Source organism: Dactylosporangium siamense (assembly GCF_016862795.1).
In the GTDB taxonomy this organism is placed as follows: Bacteria; Actinomycetota; Actinomycetes; order Mycobacteriales; family Micromonosporaceae; genus Dactylosporangium; species Dactylosporangium siamense.
The window spans coordinates 11,594-29,031 of sequence record NZ_BONQ01000006.1; the positions used below are offsets into that span (position 1 = coordinate 11,594).

Annotated in this window: 12 protein-coding genes; 9 read left to right on the forward strand and 3 right to left on the reverse strand. The window is 74.8% G+C overall.

Annotation, left to right across the window (positions count from 1 at the left end; genetic code table 11):
* Positions 1–53: 53 nt before the first annotated feature.
* From Dsi01nite_RS01280 to Dsi01nite_RS01290, 3 genes are read left to right on the forward strand one after another with little or no spacing between them, the layout of a single operon-like run.
* Entirely contained in the window at positions 54–2,405 is a 2,352-nt protein-coding gene (locus Dsi01nite_RS01280) for a putative bifunctional diguanylate cyclase/phosphodiesterase (RefSeq protein ID WP_203844106.1), read from the forward strand.
* Positions 2,406–2,447: 42 nt separating this feature from the next.
* Complete coding sequence (locus Dsi01nite_RS01285) at positions 2,448–5,324, forward strand: hypothetical protein (RefSeq protein ID WP_203844107.1); 2,877 nt, start codon at positions 2,448–2,450, stop codon at positions 5,322–5,324.
* Positions 5,321–8,167 carry a hypothetical protein gene (locus tag Dsi01nite_RS01290; protein ID WP_203844108.1) on the forward strand — a complete coding sequence of 949 codons (2,847 nt, stop codon included), beginning with the start codon at positions 5,321–5,323 and terminating at the stop codon, positions 8,165–8,167. Before Dsi01nite_RS01285 ends, Dsi01nite_RS01290 begins: the two co-directional genes overlap by 4 nt.
* A 36-nt stretch (positions 8,168–8,203) precedes the next feature.
* Here the strand turns inward: Dsi01nite_RS01290 and Dsi01nite_RS01295 are convergent, their stop codons facing one another.
* Positions 8,204–8,467, reverse strand: a complete 264-nt coding sequence (locus Dsi01nite_RS01295; RefSeq protein WP_239135603.1) for a DUF3303 domain-containing protein — start codon at positions 8,465–8,467, stop codon at positions 8,204–8,206.
* Between the two features lie 140 nt (positions 8,468–8,607).
* On the opposite strand from Dsi01nite_RS01295, the gene Dsi01nite_RS01300 reads away from it, so the two are divergent.
* The 3 genes from Dsi01nite_RS01300 to Dsi01nite_RS01310 all read left to right on the forward strand — a co-directional run bounded on the left by Dsi01nite_RS01300 (position 8,608) and on the right by Dsi01nite_RS01310 (position 11,169).
* Positions 8,608–9,117, forward strand: coding sequence for a hypothetical protein (locus Dsi01nite_RS01300; RefSeq protein ID WP_203844110.1), 510 nt, complete (start codon positions 8,608–8,610; stop codon positions 9,115–9,117).
* Between the two features lie 230 nt (positions 9,118–9,347).
* Positions 9,348–10,346, forward strand: a complete 999-nt coding sequence (locus tag Dsi01nite_RS01305; protein ID WP_239135601.1) for a LacI family DNA-binding transcriptional regulator — start codon at positions 9,348–9,350, stop codon at positions 10,344–10,346.
* 109 nt (positions 10,347–10,455) lie between these two features.
* Entirely contained in the window at positions 10,456–11,169 is a 714-nt protein-coding gene (locus Dsi01nite_RS01310) for a hypothetical protein (protein ID WP_203844112.1), read from the forward strand.
* On the opposite strand, the gene Dsi01nite_RS01315 is transcribed toward Dsi01nite_RS01310, so the two are convergent.
* Positions 11,166–11,729, reverse strand: a complete 564-nt coding sequence (locus Dsi01nite_RS01315) for a hypothetical protein (RefSeq protein ID WP_203844113.1) — start codon at positions 11,727–11,729, stop codon at positions 11,166–11,168. The two genes, Dsi01nite_RS01310 and Dsi01nite_RS01315, sit on opposite strands and share 4 nt — an antisense overlap.
* Before the next feature lie 79 nt (positions 11,730–11,808).
* On the opposite strand from Dsi01nite_RS01315, the gene Dsi01nite_RS01320 reads away from it, so the two are divergent.
* Complete coding sequence (locus Dsi01nite_RS01320; protein WP_239135602.1) at positions 11,809–13,122, forward strand: ATP-dependent 6-phosphofructokinase; 1,314 nt, start codon at positions 11,809–11,811, stop codon at positions 13,120–13,122.
* Here the strand turns inward: Dsi01nite_RS01320 and deoC are convergent.
* Entirely contained in the window at positions 13,101–13,778 is a 678-nt protein-coding gene (deoC, locus tag Dsi01nite_RS01325) for a deoxyribose-phosphate aldolase (protein ID WP_203844115.1), read from the reverse strand. The two genes, Dsi01nite_RS01320 and deoC, sit on opposite strands and share 22 nt — an antisense overlap.
* A gap of 47 nt (positions 13,779–13,825) precedes the next feature.
* On the opposite strand from deoC, the gene Dsi01nite_RS01330 reads away from it, so the two are divergent.
* The gene (locus Dsi01nite_RS01330) at positions 13,826–14,542 is read left to right on the forward strand and encodes a GntR family transcriptional regulator (protein ID WP_203844116.1); all 717 of its coding nucleotides are present in this window, start codon (positions 13,826–13,828) and stop codon (positions 14,540–14,542) included.
* Between the two features lie 50 nt (positions 14,543–14,592).
* A partial coding sequence (locus Dsi01nite_RS01335; RefSeq protein ID WP_203844117.1) for a DUF4132 domain-containing protein occupies positions 14,593–17,438 on the forward strand: 2,846 nt, incomplete at its 3' end.

Genomic DNA, 17,438 nt, shown 5'->3' on the forward strand with positions numbered 1-17,438 from the left:
GTACGGAAGGTCATCGCGTGTTGTCGTGATCACCTCCGGTGAGGATGCGTCCTTTGTCGCGCAGACCCGTGTCCGTCCCCCTTGCTGTCGCCGTGGCGGGGGTGTTCGGGGCCGTGGGACTGGGCAGTTCGGGACTGCTCGGCCCGTGGTGGTCGCTGTTCGTCGACGACCTGGCGCAGTTCAGCGCCGGGCTCGCGGCCACCCTCACCTGCTGGCTCACCGCCCGGCGGCACACCGGCGCGCAGCGCCGCTGGCGGCTGTGGATGGGCGCCGGCACCTGCGGCTGGACCATCGGGCAGTTCATCTGGTCCTGGTATCAGCTGTTCCGCGACGACGCGCTGCCCTCGCCGTCGCTGGCCGACGCCGGCTACCTGACCCTGCCCGTCTTCGCGCTGCCGGCACTCATCGCCCTCGCCGCCGACCGGCCCGTCGAGGGCGGGCCCCGCCGCCTCGCCGCGCAGCTCGTCATGGTCCTCGACGGGCTCATCGTCGTGGGCGCGCTGTTCGTGCTGACCTGGGCCACGTCGCTCGGTGCCGTCGTGCGGGCCGGCGCCGCCACCCAGTTCGCCTACACCGTCGCGATCGCCTACCCGGTCACCGACCTGCTGCTCACGGTCATCGTCATCCTGCTGCTGGCCCGGTCCGCCGCGGTCAACCGGCGCCAGCTGTCGATCCTCGGTGTCGGGCTGTTCTGCCTGTCGTTCTCCGACAGCGTCTTCGCCTACCTCGTCGCCGCCGGCGCCGACCACATGCCGCCGCTCGCCGACGCCGGGTTCATCGCCGGACAGGCACTCGTCGCCGTCGCCGCCGCGACCCCGACCCGCGAGACACCCGCCACGACCGCGACCGGCAAGACCCTGCAGCCGCGCGAGAGCACGGACGGGGAGGCACGGCCGCACCACCGGTGGGCGCACCTGCTGCTGCCGTACGTGCCGGTCGCCGGCACCGGCGTGCTCTTCATGATCCAGCTCGCGCAGGGCCGGCGGCTGGACGGCTTCGAGATCGCCGTGGAGACCGCGGTCATCTCGCTGCTCATCATCCGGCAGGCGGTCACCCTGGTGGAGAACGCGGTGCTGCTCGACCGCCTCTCCGACAGCCAGGCCCGGCTCAGCCACCAGGCGTTCCACGACGGCCTCACCGAGCTGTCCAACCGGGTGCTGTTCCAGGACCGGCTCGACCACGCGCTCGCCCTGCACCACCGCGACGCCCGGCCCCTCGCCGTGCTCTTCCTCGACCTCGACGACTTCAAGGCCGTCAACGACCGCTACGGCCACCACGCCGGCGACCGGCTCCTGCGCCTGGTCGCCGACCGGCTCCGCGGCGCCGTCCGGGAGGGCGACACCATCGCCCGCGTCGGCGGCGACGAGTTCGCGGTGCTCCTCGAGGGCGGCGGCGACCCCGGCGTCCCGGCCGACCGCATCATGGCCGCGCTGCGCGAGCCGTTCGACCTGGACGGCGCCACGGTCACCGTCGCCGCGTCCGTCGGCCTCGTCGAGGCCGGCACGCACGGGCCGGTGCACACCGCCGACATGCTCCTGCGCCGCGCCGACGCCGCCATGTACGCGGGCAAGCGCCAGGGCAAGGGCACGCTCGTGCGGTACCGCGTGGACCTGCCCGACGGCACCGGCAGCTCCGACCTCGCCGAGATGCTCGCCGACACGCTGCGCGACGGGCGCGGCCTCGACGTGCACTACCAGCCGATCGTGCGGCTCAACGACGGCACCGTGGTCGCCGTCGAGGCCCTCGCCCGCTGGACCCATCCAAGCCTCGGCCCCGTCTCCGCCGACATGTTCATCGCCACCGCCGAGGAGATCGGCCTGATCCGCCTCGTCGACGACTTCGTGCTCGACCGCGCCTGCCGCGACGCCGCCGCGTTCCGCGGGCCGTGGGCGAGCATCGCCGTGCACGTCAACACCTCCGCGGCCCGGCTCGGCCGGCCCGGGCACGAGGAGACCGTCCGCGCCGCGGTCCTGCGCCACGGCCTCACCCCGCACCGGCTGCTGCTCGAGCTCACCGAGACCGCCCCGCTGCCGGACCTGTCCGCCGCGGCGGGCGCGGTGCGGCGACTCGGCCGGTTCGGCGTCCGCTTCGCCCTCGACGACTTCGGCACCGGCTACAACGCTCTCGCCCAGCTGCACGCCATCCCGGTCGACGAGGTCAAGCTCGACCGCAGCTTCACCGTCGCCGACGGCGGGCGCAGCGAGGCCATCTGCCGCTCCATCGTCTCGATCTGCACCGGAATGGGCGTCACGGTCGTCGCCGAGGGCATCGAGACCGACCGCCAGGAGGCCGCGATGGCCGCGCTGGGCTGCCGATACGGCCAGGGCCACCGCTACGGCCTCGCCGGCCCGCTGCACGAGGTCGCCCCACCCGGCGCGCTGGACCCCGAATCCACCCTCGTCTGACCCGGCCTTCCAACGGCGGCCGATTTCTGTAAGGTCACTTGCGTGTTGGGCCTGATCGTCGCCGCGCTCCGGGCCCGGCGCGCCGCGGCGCTCGTGATGCTCGTCCTCGCCGCCGTCACCATGGGCGCGGCCGTCGCGGCCGGCGCCGTGTCCGGTCGGCTGCAACGCGAGGCCACCAGCGCCAGGATCGCCGCCGCCACCCCGGTCGAGCGCACCCTGTCCGTGCGCTCCCCCGTCTCCCTGGGCACCCAGCCGGACGACATCGTCGCCAAGTTCCAGGCGCTGATCGCCGACGTCCCCGCCGAGCGCAGCGTGCTCGGGGTGCGGTATTCCGGTGTCCTGCGCGCCGGTGACCTGCTGCGCGTGCCGATCGAGCTGCGCGCCGTCGACGGATTCTGCGGCAACGCCACGATGCTGCAGGGCCGCTGCCCGGAGCGGGACGGCGAGATCGTCCTGCCGCCCGACGTCGCCCGGCAGCTCGGCCTCGCCGTCGGAGGCACGCTGCGCCAGGACGGCGGCTCCGGCACCGCCGTGGTCCCGCTGACCCTCGTCGGGCTGTTCGCCCCCAGCGACCCGCTCGGCTGGTACTGGTCGGGGCAGGACGGCGCGGCCGCGTACACCACCCGCGGCACCGTGGCGAAACCCGGTGGTGCCGCGCTCGCGACCTACGACGCCCTGCTGCCCGTCTCCGCCTTCGACCGGCCGGTCAGCATCTCCAACACCGTCAACCGGCTGCGCGCCAAGTCGCTGGAGGTCTCATCGGCCGCCGCCACGCTCGCCACGACCGTCGCGGCCGACCGCCGGGGCGTGCGGCGCGGCCTGCTGCTCATCGAGCTGCAGGTGCTGCTGTGCGGCGGCATCTCGATCGCCGTCGCCGCGGCCTACGCCGCGCAGGAGCGCCGCGCCGACGCCGCCCGGATGGCGATCCGGGGGCTGCCCCCGTGGCGGATCCTCGCCGGCACCGCCGGGCAGAGCCTCCTGCCGCTGCTGGTCGGCGCCGCCTGGGCGGTCGCCGTGCGGCCAGTGCTGTGGCAGGCCCTGGCGGTCGCGGTCGTCGTGGTGGTGGCCGCCGAGTGGCCCGCGACCCGGGCGAGCGTGCCGGCGCTGCTGCGGGTCGTGCAGCCCCGCCGGCCGCTGGTCGCCGCGACCCTCGAGGTGTGCGTCCTGGCGCTCGGTGCCGCCGCCGTGTTCCAGCTCGCCTCGGAGCCGGCCGCCGACGTGCGCCGGGACACCGGGCTCGGCCTCGGCCAGGCCGCAGCGCTGTTGATCGCATTGGCGGCAGGTGTACTGGCAACGCGCGCGCTCCTGGCAGCCGCCGGGCTCGCCGGCCGGACCGCGCTCGCCGGCGGGCGCGTCGGCGGGGCGCTCGCGGGTCTGACCGTGGGCCGCCGCCGGACCGCATACCGGATCGTGCCCGTGATCGCGGCCGCCACCTGCGTCCTGGCCGTCGCCGCGCAGGACTGGGCCGGCGCCGCGGGCGCCCGCGCCGACCGGGCCGCCGTCGAGGTCGGCGCCGACCGCGTGCTCCGGGTCGCGCCGATGGACCGCGAGCGGTTCCTCGCCGCCGTCCGCGCCGCCGACCCCGGCGGGCGGGACGCGATGGCCGTCGCGATCGGCGCCGGCACCGGCCCGCCGGTCATCGCCGTCGACGGCACCCGGCTGCGGGCGGTCACCGGCATCGACCTGCCGTCGCTGCGCGCCGATGCGCCGGCACCGCTGACGTTCACCGCGACGGCGCTGACGCTGCGCCTGGCCGCGGTCGGCGCGACGGTGACGCTCCAGCTGGCCGCCCCCGGCGAACGGGTCACCGCCGTCTTCCGCACCCCCGCACCGACGAGCCCGCCGGCGCCGCCGGTCGAGGACGCGGACGCCCCGCCCCCACCGCCGCCCACGCTGGTCGAATCCACTGCGGAGGTCGCCGTGCCGCAGTGCGCGGCCGGCTGCCGGCTGGTCTCCGTCGAGACCGACTCCGGCCCCGTCGAGCTGCTCGAGCTGCGCGCCGGCGGCACGGTGGTGGTCGACGGGCCCACGTTCGCCGACCCGGCCCGCTGGCGGACCACCCTCGCCCGGGCGGTCAGCACCGTGCAGGCCGGCCAGCGCGACGGCCGGCTCCGGCTGCAGGACGTCGACCCGCCCAGCGAACGCCCCCGCGACAACCGCCTCTACGTCGTGGACACCCCGGTCCCGTTGCCCGCGGTGATCGCCGGCGACCTCACCCTGTCCTCCGACAACGACCTGCCCCGCGTGCGGGTCTTCGGCGCCGACGTGCCGGTGTCGCCGCACCTCGTCGCGTCCGTGCCGCGCGGCGGCGCCGAAGGGGTCCTCGTCGACCTCGAATATGCCGCCCACGTCGCCGGCCCGCCCGGTGGGGCACCGAGCGCCGCCGCCGAACGCCTCGAGGTCTGGCTCGGCCCGTCCGCGCCCGCCGGCCTGCCCGACCGGCTGCGCGCCGCCGGGATCGGCATCGCGGGCGGCGACAGCGCCGACGCGGCCACTGCCCGCGCCGCGCGCCTGGCCCCGGCCGTGACCCTGCGCGCCGGGCTCATCGGCAGCGCGATCGCCCTGCTGCTCGCCGCGGTCACCGCCGCCGTCGTCGCCGCCGTCGACCGGCGGCAGCGCGGCGCCGAGCTCACCGCCCTGCGCCGCCAGGGCCTGCCGGCGTCGACCGCGCGCACCGTGGGCCGGTGGACCGCGGCCGCGCCGGTCCTGGTCGCGGTACCCGTCGGTCTCGCCGCGGCAGTCCTGCTGCGGCTGCTCGCGCCGTCGCCGGTCCGCCCGTTCGCCGATCGCTGGCCCGTGCCGGTCGCACCGGTGCAGTGGCTCGCGATCCTCGGCACGGCCCTCGTGGTGCTCGCGGTGCTGCTGCCGCCCGCCCTGTGGTCCCGTTCCGCCCGTTCCGGCGGCGGGAGGTCGCGATGATCGGACTGGTCCTGGCGATGCTGTGGTCGCGGCGCGGCCGGGCCGCCGCCGTGATGCTCCTGACCGCGCTCGCCACCGCCGGCGCGCTCGCCGCGCCCGTGTACCTCGCCCGCGCCGACGACCGGATCGTGCGCACCGAGGTCGCCGGCGCGACCCCGGCCGAGCGCACCGTGCTCATCAACGGCGAGGTGCAGGCGTCCAGCGTCGGCAGCATGGCCAACACGTTCCAGAGCCTCGCCGGCGGCTGGCTCGACACCCCCGGCTACGCGACCGTGTTCTCCGCCCAGTTCGCCGCCCAGCCCGGCGACCTCGTGCTGGCGACCGCCGCCCAGCTCAACACCATCATCTTCCGCGAGGACGTCTGCGGGCACGTCCGGGTCGTGGCCGGCCGGTGCCTGATGGGCACCGGCGACGCGGTCCTCACCGGGCGCACCGCCGAGCGTCTCGGCCTGCGGCCCGGCGACACGGTCTCGCTCGCCGGCTCCCGCTTCGACACCACCAGCAACCGGTTCAAGAAGTTCGGGGACCCGACCCCGCTCACCGTCGTCGGCATCGTGGAGCCCCGCGACGCCGCGGAGCCCTACTGGGGTCGCGCCGGCGGCGCCCGCGACGGGTTCCAGGTCGACCGGCGCACCCTGGACACGTTTGCCCGGCCGGCCGAGCTGCAGTCCTACGACGCGTATCCGCTGCCGGGCGCCATCACCGTGGACACCCTTCCCGCGCTGCGGGAATGGCTCGTCGAGGCGTCCAAGCGCGGCACCGACGAGGCGCGGCTCAACACCGACCTCGACACGCTGCTGGACCGCATCGCCCAGCGCCGTGCCGAGGTGCGCGCCACGGTGCCGTTCGCGGTCGCGCCGGTGCTGCTGCTCGCGTGGGCCGTGATCACCCTCGCCGTGTCCATCGTCATCCGGGTCCGGCGCTTCGAGCACGGCGTCATCGCGCTGCGCGGCGTCGCCCGCCCGGGCCGGTGGTGGCTGGCGACCGGCGAGACGCTGCTGTCCGTGCTCACCGGCGCGCTGCTGGGGTTCACGGCCGCCGGTGGCTGGCAGACCCGCGGCGCCTGGCCGTACGCGGCGGTCGCGGTCCTCGGCGCCCTCGCCGTCGCGCTCACCGTCGCGCTGCGCACCGTCTCCGCGCCCGTGTCGGCGCTGCTGCGGCAGGTCGACCGGCACACCGCCCGCTGGCGCGGGTTCGCCCTGGAGGGCGTGCTCGTGGTGGCCGCGGTCGTCGCCGTCGTGCAGATCCGCGGCCGGCCCGGCGGCGTCGCCATGCTCGCCCCGGCGCTGGTCATGCTCGCCTGCGCGGTGCTCGCCGGGCGGATCGGACCGCTGCTCAGCGGGCTGTTCGCCGACCGGGCGCTGCGCCGCCGCGCCGTCGGCCGGTTCCGGCTCGCCGGGGCCCTGGCCGCGTTCCGGCTGGCGCGCCGGCCCGTCGGCGCGCGGCTCCTGGCGCTGCTGACCCTGGCCGTCGGCTCGCTCGCCTTCGCCGCGGCCGCCACGTCCGCCGTCGACCAGCGGCAGCGCGACCAGGCCGACCTCGAGACCGGCGCGCCGGTCGTGCTCGGCGTCGACGCGACCAGCCGCACCCAGCTGCTGCGGGCCGTCCGCGCCGCCGACCCCGAGGGGCGGTCGGCGATGGCCGCCGTGCCCGTCCGCCTCGGCGACGGCGACACCCCCAGCGCGTTCGCGGTCGACGCGACCCGCCTGCCGGCCGTTGCGCTGTGGCCGGCCGGGGCGCCGGCAGCCGCCCGGCTGGCCGCCGAGCTGCACCCGCCGGCGCCGGTCGAGCCGGTCATGCACACCGGCGCACGGATCACCCTGGACGTCACGGCCGCCACGCTCGGTCGCCCCGACATCGCGCTCGCCGCCACCCTCGCCCCGTTGGACGGTGGGGCCACCGCCAACGTCGAGCTCGGCATGCTGGTGGTCGGGCGGCAGTCGTACACCGGCGAAACCCCGATGTGCGTGCGCGGCTGCCGGCTCGTCGAGATCGCGGTGCAGCTGCCGCCATACGTCGGACCGACGATCGTCGTCACCCTGCACAAGCCACCGGTGACCGAGTGGCGCACCGCGCCGGGTGCCACGGCGGCGGCCGGCGCCGACGGGGTCACGTTCACGCTGCCGATGACCTCCCAGCCGGGTGCCGGCGCGCTGCGGCCCGCGGGCGGTCCCGACCGGCTGCCGGTCGCGACCGCCATCGCGCTGCCGGACGGCTTCAAGACCTTCGGCGGCAAGGACGTCCCGGTGAGCGTGCTGGACGCCGCGCGCCTGCCCCGCGTCGGTAGCACCGGCTCGCTCGTCGACCTCGAATACGCGGACCTCTTCGCCGCCGACAACGGCCGCGCCGACGGCGCCGAGGTGTGGTTGTCGGCGTCCGCGCCGCCCACGATCGTCGACGCGCTGCGGGCCCAGGGGCTCGCCGTCACCAGCCGGCGCACCGTCGCGGACACCCGGGCCGTGATCGCCGCCGGCGGCACCGCGCTCGGCCTGCGGTTCTACCTCGTCGCCGGGCTGCTGTCGGTGGCGCTCGGCGCGGCCGGCCTGGCGATCGCCGCCATCGGCACCACCACCGCGGACCTGCGGGCGCTGCGGGTGCAGGGCCTGCGGCGCTCGACCGGCCGGCTGGTGGAGCCGTTCGTGGTCCTGGCGCTGGTGGCGGCGGCCGGCCTGGCGGGGGTCCTCGCGGCCACGGCCGCCTGGTTCGCGGTCGGCGGCACGCTGCCGGGCCTGACGGGGACCGGTCTGCCGCCGCTCGCGGTGCCGGCGGCGACCGTCGCGGCGGCGCTGCTGGTCCTCACGGTCGCGGGCCTCACCGCACAGGCCGCCGCCACCCGCCGCTGAGGCCCACGGCGCCGGCCATCCCTGATGAACCGGGAGCTAGCCGGCGGCCTGCACGGCGGCGGCCGCCTGGGCGCTGGTGACGACCGGCACGACGTCGAAGTCGACGAGGTCGGACCAGTTGGCGATCCAGGTCATCAGCAGGGTCAGGTCGTCGCACTCCATGAGCTGGAAGCAGCGGGCGAAGTTGGCCTCGACCCAGCTGTCGACGTATCGCAGCCCGTCGGGCATCAGGCGTCCGTCGGCGGCGGCACGGTCGTACACCGGACGCGGCTGCCCGTTCCTGAACCGCTCGATCACCATGAACAACACGACCGCAACCTATCGTGTTTCGCCTGGTCCGGCGGGCGCGTTCAAATCGACACGGTCGCGGGCCCCACGTTACGATCCGGCGTCCGCGCGGCAGGTTGCCGCGCCCGCCCAGATCTAGGAGCAACCTCATCATGCGACGGTTCCTGACCGCGGCAGTTCTCGTAGCGATCGTCGGCGTCACCGGCGCCTGCGGCGACACGACCGACGACACCGCGTCGCCCGGCGCGTCGACCGGCACCACCAAGGCGGCCACCCCGGCGTCCCCGCCGGTCGATGTGGCGGCCAACACCAAGGACATCTGCGCCAAGGCGGAGGCCGTGATCACCGAGGCCGACATGACGGAGGCCGGCAAGCAGGTCGGGTACATCATCGTGGCCCGCCAGCAGAAGAACGCCGCCGCCGAGGCGACCGCGAAGACCGCGATCCGGGCCCAGATCGACACGTGGAACAAGCAGTTCGGCCCGCTGCAGTCGCAGGCCGCGGACCCGGCGCTGCGGGCCGCGCTGGGCACGCTGATCACCGCGCTGACCACGCTCGGCTCGGACGACTACCTGGCCGGCTTCAAGACCACCGCCGACCTCACCAAGCTCGAGGCCACGCTCACCACGGCCACCGACGCCATGACGAAGGTCTGCGGCTAAGCAATTGTGGGCGGGACGACCGGCCCCGACCGGCCGTCCCGCCCGTACCGATTCCCGGACGACCACCCCACCGGCGCCGTCCCGGAACCCGTCCGTGCTGCCTTTCGTCGACGTTCCAGGGCATGTAACGAATGAAACGCCGTGTAACATCGCCGAGGCTAGGAAACATCTTCACTTGTCTAACTGTCAAGAGTCTTTAGTGAAGACCTATGAATCGGGGACCGGAACGCATGCGCAAGGTGACGGTCAGGGAGATCGCGGCGGCGACGGGCATGTCGATCGCGACCGTCTCCCGCGCGCTCAACGAGCACTCCACGGTCGCCCCGCACACCCGTGACCTGGTGCACCAGGCGGCCGAGCGGCTCGGCTCGCAGCGGCCCGACCAGGCCCCGCGACCGGCCGGGGACCGGGTGTACCTGCGCTGCCCGTACGTGCTGACCGACTACTTCGGGCTGATCGTGTCCTCGATCGCGGAGACCGTCGAACTGCACAACCGGCAGCTGGTGCTCACCGCCGGCGAGGCCGCCCAGCGCACTCCCCTGCTGCGTGACCTGGACCGCCACGACGGCATCGGCGGGATCATCGTGATCCTGCCGCCCGAGCCGGGCGCGGACCTGGTCGAGCTGCAGCGGCGCCGGATCCCGTTCGTGGTCGTCGACCCGCGCACCACCCTGCCGCCGGACATCGTGTCGGTGTCCGCGGCGCACTTCTCCGGCGCCCGGAAGGTCACCGCGCACCTGGTCGGCCTCGGTCACCGGCGCATCGGGGTCATCGGTGGACCGACCGAGTGGCTGGCCAGCGACGCCCGGCTCGCGGGGCACAACGCGGCCCTCGCGGACGTCGGCGTGCTACCGGCCGTCGAGCTGCTGCGGGCCATCGAGCCCACCACCTCGCAGGGCCGGCGAGCTGCCGGCGCGCTGCTCGACCTGCCGCAGCCACCGACGGCGCTGGTCGCGTTCAACGACAAGGCCGCGGTCGGCGCGATGCAGGCGGCGGCGGAGCGCGGGCTGCGGGTGCCGGACGACCTGTCGGTGACCGGTTTCGACGACATCGACCTCGCCGAGGCCACCAACCTGACCACGGTCCGCCAGCCGTTGCCGGAGATGGGCCGCATGGCGGTGTCGTTACTGGTGCGGCTGCTGGAGCGGCACCAGCTCGACGCGCTGCACGTCGAGCTGGCCACGCACCTGGTGGTGCGGTCGTCGACCGCGCCGCCACGCTCCCCGTGATGCCGCCGCGTTCCCCATGATCCGGAAGACCTTGTGCACTCCCGGGTGCCCAAGGTCTTCCGGATCATGGGACACCGGCCGCGGCGGTGCGGGCATAGGATCGGCTTCGATGTCTCTGCCAACTCGCGGCCCGTGGGTCGTCACCCCGACCTCGTCCACCGTCGACTGGATGGTCGCCGGGGCCGCCCTCGCCGCCACGACCGACGGCACCGCGGCGGCGGTCACCGTCGGCTGCTCGTCCGAGCTGGTCGCCGCGCACGTCGCCGCGCTGGTCGAGCTGCCCGCCGGGACCGGCCTGGACGCCCTCACCGCGGTCGTCGCCGACCTGAGCGCCAAGCATCACCGGATCGTGGTGCTCGTCGACGCCTGGGTCGCCGTCCCGCACGGCGGCTGGACGGTGGCCGACCTCGCCACCGCCGTCCACGCGCCCGTCGTCGTGGTCACCGGCACCGACGCCGACGCGACCGGGCACACGATGCTCTTCTTGGAGGCCCTGGACCGCCGGCAGGTCCCCGGGTCGGTGATCGTCGTCGGCGACGGCGGTGACTTCGACGCCCTGCCGGTCCGCCTCGCCGGGCGCATCCCCGCCGACTACGCATCCTTTTCGCACGTTTTCGCGGCCGAGGCTGCGCGGTGGGTCGACCCGCTGAACGGCAGCCGGACACCGGTCGAAGACCACCGGCCGGTCAAGACGGCCGGCCCGGAGGACCTGCAGACCCGCGTCGCCCGGCGGGCGGCGTGGACCCTGGCGATCTCGTTCCTGCTCGCGCTGCTCCTGCTGTGCCTGTGCAACGGTTCCAGCTATCCGGACCTGTTCACCTAAGACGCACGGCGCAGCGTGGACTGGCGGCGCTTCACCCTGCGCTCCAACGGGACGAGGCGGCGGTGCCGGGGCCAGGTCAGCGTCAGCTCGGCGCCGATCTCCAGCGCCGCCCAGGTCCGCTGCGCCGCACGGAGCGCGTCGACCGCCCGCCGGACCGCCGCCTTGTCCGCGCCGTCGAGAGGGTCGGCGCCCTGCTGGGCCGCGAGGCGGTCCAGGTCCGCGTCCGGCACCGCGGCGGCCCGCTCCACGAAGCCGCCGATGAGCTCGGCGCGCTGCAGCCGGTCGCGGTTGGCGCGGATCAGCTCCGCCGAGCGTTCCGCGGCGTGCGGTGGCCGGCGCCCCGACACGTGCGTCATGCTGCGGAACACGACCCCACCGGCGATCGAACCCCAGATGCCGTCGGGCATGCCGAGGGCGTCCTCGACGGTGAAGTGGACGAGGTCGTGCGGGGCGTGCGCGGTCACCGGACCGGCGTGCATCCGGTACACCACGCCGTCGTCGCGCTGGATCAGCACGTCGGCCCACTGATGGTCGGGCAGCCGGTGGAAGGTGACTCGCATCGTTCCACCATCCACGCCGGCGCTTCGTCGCTCAACCGATTTCACCGGTACGAAACGCTGATCCACGAGCATGGTGACCATGGCGGACGAACAGGTCAGGACTCTCGGCGAGTGCCGCATCGACTCGCCCCTCGCGGCGCTGCTGCGCACCGGGCCGACGACCAAGCACTACGTCGACGAGTCCGACCGGGTCCTGCTCGACGACACGGTCTCGCTCGTCGCGGCGCGCGGCGTGCCCGTCGAGGAGCTGCCCGGCTTCGAGCCCGGCGGTCCCCGCCGCAAGATCTTCTTCGACCCGTCGAAGACCCGGGTCGGGATCGTCACCTGCGGCGGCCTGTGCCCCGGCCTCAACGACGTCATCCGGGCGCTGGTCCTGGAGCTCACCAACCACTACGGGGTGCGGCGCATCTTCGGCTTCCGCAACGGATACCAGGGCATGATCGCCCGCTACGGGCGCTCCGTCGTCGACCTCGACGCCTCGCTGGTCGCCGGCATCAACGAGTACGGCGGCACGATCCTGGGCACCTCCCGCGGCAACCAGGACCCGGACGAGATCGTCGACTGCCTCGAGCAGCTGTCCGTCAACGTCCTGTTCGTCATCGGCGGCGACGGCTCGATGCGCGGCGCGTTGAAGATCGCCGAGGTCGTCGCGGAGCGGGGGCGGCGCATCGCGGTCGTCGGGGTGCCGAAGACGATCGACAACGACATCCCGTACATCGAACGCTCCTTCGGCTTCCAGACGGCCTTCGCCAAGGCCACGGAGGCGATCCGCGCCGCGCACGTGGAGGCGACCGCGTTTCCGAACGGGATCGGGCTGGTGCAGCTGATGGGCCGGCACTCCGGGTTCATCGCCTGCTACGCGGCGCTGGCCAACAACGACGCCGACTACGTGCTGATCCCGGAGGTGCCGTTCTCCCTGGACGGGCCGGGCGGCTTCCTGGCGCACCTGCGGGCCCGGGTCGTCTCGCGCGGGCACGCGATGATCGTCGTGGCGGAGGGGGCGGGGCAGGAGTTCCTTCTCGACTCGGCCTCCTCGCTCGACGCGTCGGGCAACGTGCGGTTGCAGGACTTCGGGCGCTACCTGCGGCACCGCATCGCCGAGGACTTCGCCGCCGCGGGGGTCGAGGCGAACCTCAAGTACATCGACCCGAGCTACACGATCCGCAGCGTGCCCGCCAATCCCTACGACAGCGTCTACTGCATCCGCCTCGCGCACGCCGCGGTGCACGCCGCGATGGCGGGGCGCACCGAGATGGTGGTCGGGCGGTGGCGGGGACGGTTCGTGCACGTGCCGATCGCCCTCGCCATCAGCTCCCGCAACCTCGTCGACCCCGACGGTGACCTGTGGATGTCGGTGCTGGAGGCGACCGGTCAGCCGCCGGTGTTCGCCTGACTGCGCCTGGCCTGATCATCCAGGATCGCGGCGGTGGCGGTGGCGCCGAACCGGGTGACGCCGATGGCGGCCATCGCCAGCAGGATGTCGAGGGTCCGCACCCCACCGGCCGCCTTGATCTTGACGTGCGGCGAGACGGCCGCGCGCATGAGCGCCAGGTCCTCCATCGTCGCGCCACCGGGCGCGAAGCCCGTGGACGTCTTCACGTAGTGCGCGCCGGCCCGCTCGGCCGCCTCACAGCCGGCGATCTTCTGCGGGTCGGTGAGGTACGCGTTCTCCAGGATCACCTTCACGGTCGCGTTGTCGGCGGCCTCGACGACGGCACGGATGTCGGCCTCGACGCCTTCTTCGAGTCCGGACCGCAGCCAGCCGATGTTGAGGACCATGTCGATCTCGGCGGCGCCCTGCGCGACCGCGATCCGCGTCTCGGCGACCTTGCCGTCGGTGGTGGTGCCGCCGTGCGGGAACCCGACTACGGTGCCGACCAGCACGCCGGTCCCCTTGAGCAGCGCCACCGCGTCCGTGACGTCGGCCGGGCGGACACACACCGACGCCACGTCGTAGCGCGCGGCGAGCTCGCACCCGGCGCGCACCTCGTCGAGGGTCAGCTCCGGCCGCAGCAGCGAGTGGTCGATCATCTTCGCAACGCTCTCCATGCACCCCAGTCTAGTTGTCTATACAGCTTCTTGGGTACGGTCGAGCCGTGACCGACTTCACCCCCCACTACCACCGCATCGAGCAGGCCCTGCGGGCCCTGGTCGCGCGGTCGGCGCCGCACGACCCCCTGCCGTCGGAGCCGGAGCTCGCGCGCGAGCACGGGGTCAGCCGGATGACCGCGCGGGCGGCGGTCACGAACCTCGTCAGCGCCGGGCTCGCGTATCGCTCCCCGGGCCGCGGCACGTTCGTCGCGGTCCCGGCGGCGCCCCGCCGGGCCGACAACCTCGTGCGCTTCAGCGACGAGATGCGCCGGCAGGGCCGGACCCCGTCGTCCCGGATCGTGGACGCGGCGGTGCGGCCGGCCACGGCGGCGGAGACCGCCCGGCTGCGGCTGGGCAGCGGCGCTTCCGTTGTCGCGATCTCGCGGGTACGCCTCGCCGACGGGGTGCCGGTCGCGGCCGAGTGGGCGGTGTTCCCCGGCGCACTGGCCGCCCTGCTGGACGCCGATCTGGTCAACGGGTCCCTGCACGCCGCCGTCACGGCGCTCGGCCGGGTGCCGACCCGGGGCACGGCGACGCTGACCGCCGCGGCGGCGACCCGTGCCGACGCGCGGTTGCTGTCCCTCCCGGCGGGCGCGCCGTTGCTGGTCGAGCGGCGGCTCATCCTCGACGAGGGGGAGGTGCCGCTGGAGCTGACCGAGTCGCGGTACGCGGGCAGCCGGTATCACCTCGACGTCGCCTTCGGCGTCTCGTCCTTTTTGTAGCGCCTTCGTAACACCGGAAAATGTCGGTGGGTCTGGTTAGGGTGACGCCCGTGACAGCATCACCGATGGTCGTGCCGGCGTCGTGGCGGCGCAGCATCCACCCCCGCCGGGGCGGCATCCGGGTTGCCTATGTGCCGGTGACCGACGAGGTGCCCGACTGGCCCGGCACCCGTGCCGTGCTGGCGGACCCGGGCACCGAACCAGCCGTCGCCGAGGCCGGCCTCGCCGTGCTCGACGGGGCCGCGCCGACGCCGCTCGGCGCGGCGGCGGTCGCCACCGTCCTGCTCTGCGGCTCCCAGGTGCCGCGCTTCGACCACCGGGCGGTCGCGGACGGCTGGATCGCCCGGCTCGGCCTCCCGTTCGCCGCCGCCGCGGCCGTCGAGGTCAGCGACCTGATGCTGAGCAGCCGCAACTGCCCGGTCCGGCGCGGCGAGCCGGTCCCCGACGGCGAGTGCGGCGAGCGGTATTGCCCGGGCCATCTCTCGGTCCAGCGGGCCCGGAGCGAGATCCACGAGCGGGGCCCGATGGTCGGCACCGACCCGATGCTCGGCCGGGTGCGGGTGGCCGTCGCCGCCGCCCCCGACGACGTGCACGCCGCTGTTCTCGAGGCCCTCGCGCCATACCGGGACGGTTCGCTGCGGCGGCGGATCGCGACGTCGTTCCTCGACCCGACGCAGACCGCGTGGGTCGACGCCGACGCCGCGGAGCTGGACCGCCAGGGCAGGGACAACCTGGACGTCCCGCGACTCCTGGCCGCGGTGCACACCCCGGCGCAGGCGGCACTCGTCCGGCCGTGGATCACGGGGTTCGGCGGGTTGTGGTCGCTGGGCGACCCGACCACGGTCCACACCCTCGCGGAGGGCCTCGGCGACGGCATCCTCGACATCCACGACCGCTGGCGGGAGCCGGGCCTGGGCAACGCCGCGCAGCACCGCACGATGCTGGCCACGCTCGCGGTCATCCCGACCGACCGGGCGTTCCAGGAGCTGCTGGACGGTCTGAAGGTCAGGGGTGCCCAGGCCGCCGTCGAGGCCGCGGCCGAGCGGTTCCCGGAGCGGGCGATGCGGCTGATGACCGCGGCGGCCGACCGGCCGATGGTGGTCGAGCTGCTGCGACGGCACGTGTCCCGGCATCCGGCGCTCGCGCCCGCCGACCCGCCGTGGCCGTCGCAGGCAGTCCTTCCGCCTGCAGTGGCGTTGCCGTCGGCAGCGCTGCCTGCAGTGGCACTGCCGTCGGTGCTCGTGGCGCCGCCGTGGACCGTGCGACGCAAGCGGGCGAAGCCGGTCGTGCTCGCCGACCTGCACTGCACCGACGAGCCCACGGTGAGCTGGCCGCCCGGCGTGCGGGAGCGGCTGCTCGCCCGGCTCGGCCCTTGGGGCAGCCGGGAGGATCCGGAGCAGCTCGCCGGGCAGCTGCGGGCCGGGACGCTGGAGACCTGGTATGCCACCGACCTGTTCGAGTCCGGCCCGGAGGACCTCGCGCGATCCCTGCTGCCGGTGTGGGAGCCGACCCGCCTGTGGGGCGTGCACTACTGGCTGCCCCGGATCATCGCCCGGTTCGGCGTGGCGGCGCTGCCACTGGTCCTGCGGATCGCCCGGCGCAGCCCGATCGACGGCGGGCCGCACCTGCTGCCGTTCACCGCACCGGAGATCGCGCTGCTCGCCGCCGACTGGCACGGCCGGCTCAAGGCGGCCCGGGTGATCGCGCTCGACTGGCTGCGCCGGCACCCCGCCGCGGCCGCGCGGGCCCTGGTCCCGGCCGCCCTTGGCAAGCCCGGCCCGGACCGCCGCAACGCCGGGCAGGCGCTGCTCGCGCTGGCCTCGTCCGGGCACCGCCAGACGGTCCTCGCCACCGCCGACGACTACGGCCCGGCGGCCGGCGCCGCGATCCGCGACCTGCTCGACACCGACCCGCTCGACGTGCTCCCAGCCCGCATCCCGGCCCAGCCGGGGTGGGCCGACCCGGCCGACCTGCCCCCGATCCGCCTGCGCGACGGCTCCGGCACCCTGCCCGCCGACGCCGTCCAGCACCTGATCACCATGCTCATGCTGTCGAAGCTCGGCGACCCGTATGCCGGCGTCGCCATCGCCCACGCCGCCTGCGACCCGTCCGACCTGGCCCGGTTCGCCTGGGCGCTGCTGCAGCGGTGGGAGGGCGCCGACGCCCCGCCCGCGGACAGCTGGGCCCTGGACGCGCAGGCCGTGCTCGGCGACGACGAGACCGCGACCCGGCTCGGCGCCGCCGTCCGCGACTGGCCCTATCAGGGCGCCCACAAGCGGGCCGCGACCGGTCTCGACGTCCTCGCCCAGCTCGGCACCGACGCCGCCCTGACCCAGCTGCAGGACATCGCCACGAAGATGAAGGCCAAGGCCGTGAAGAGCCGCGCCGAGCTGAAGCTCCGCGAGGTCGCCGAGGCCCTCGAGCTGACCCCGGACCAGCTCGCCGACCGGCTCGTCCCGCACCTCGACCTGACCCCCGACGCGACCTTCACCCTCGACTACGGCCCACGCCGCTTCGTGGCCGGCTTCGACGCCCAGCTCAAGCCGTATGTCCTCGACGAGTCCGGCACCCACCGCAAGGACCTGCCCGACCCGACCGCCACCGACCACCCCCGCCTCGCCCCAGCCGCCCAGCGCCGCTTCACCGACGCCAAGAAGGTCGTGCGCAAGGTCGCCACCGAGCAGGTCCACCGCCTGGAGCACGCGATGGTCATGCAGCGCCACTGGTCCGGCGCCGACTTCCGCCGCACCTTCCTGCAACACCCTCTGCTGTGGCCGATCGCCCGCCGTCTGGTGTGGCTCATCACCACCCCTCCCGACCGAGCTGGCCGCGGCACCGGCAACGACCCGGGCACCAGCGACCACAGCGCCATGGACGGCGACGACGACACGGGCAG

Coding starts and splice junctions, on each gene's coding strand:
- Dsi01nite_RS01290 (WP_203844108.1), top strand. CDS start 5,321: ATGATCGGACTGGTCCTGGCGATGCTGTGGTCGCGGCGCGGCCGGGCC.
- Dsi01nite_RS01295 (WP_239135603.1), bottom strand. CDS start 8,467: ATGGTGATCGAGCGGTTCAGGAACGGGCAGCCGCGTCCGGTGTACGAC.
- Dsi01nite_RS01300 (WP_203844110.1), top strand. CDS start 8,608: ATGCGACGGTTCCTGACCGCGGCAGTTCTCGTAGCGATCGTCGGCGTC.
- Dsi01nite_RS01305 (WP_239135601.1), top strand. CDS start 9,348: ATGCGCAAGGTGACGGTCAGGGAGATCGCGGCGGCGACGGGCATGTCG.
- Dsi01nite_RS01310 (WP_203844112.1), top strand. CDS start 10,456: ATGTCTCTGCCAACTCGCGGCCCGTGGGTCGTCACCCCGACCTCGTCC.
- Dsi01nite_RS01315 (WP_203844113.1), bottom strand. CDS start 11,729: ATGCGAGTCACCTTCCACCGGCTGCCCGACCATCAGTGGGCCGACGTG.
- Dsi01nite_RS01320 (WP_239135602.1), top strand. CDS start 11,809: ATGGCGGACGAACAGGTCAGGACTCTCGGCGAGTGCCGCATCGACTCG.
- deoC (WP_203844115.1), bottom strand. CDS start 13,778: ATGGAGAGCGTTGCGAAGATGATCGACCACTCGCTGCTGCGGCCGGAG.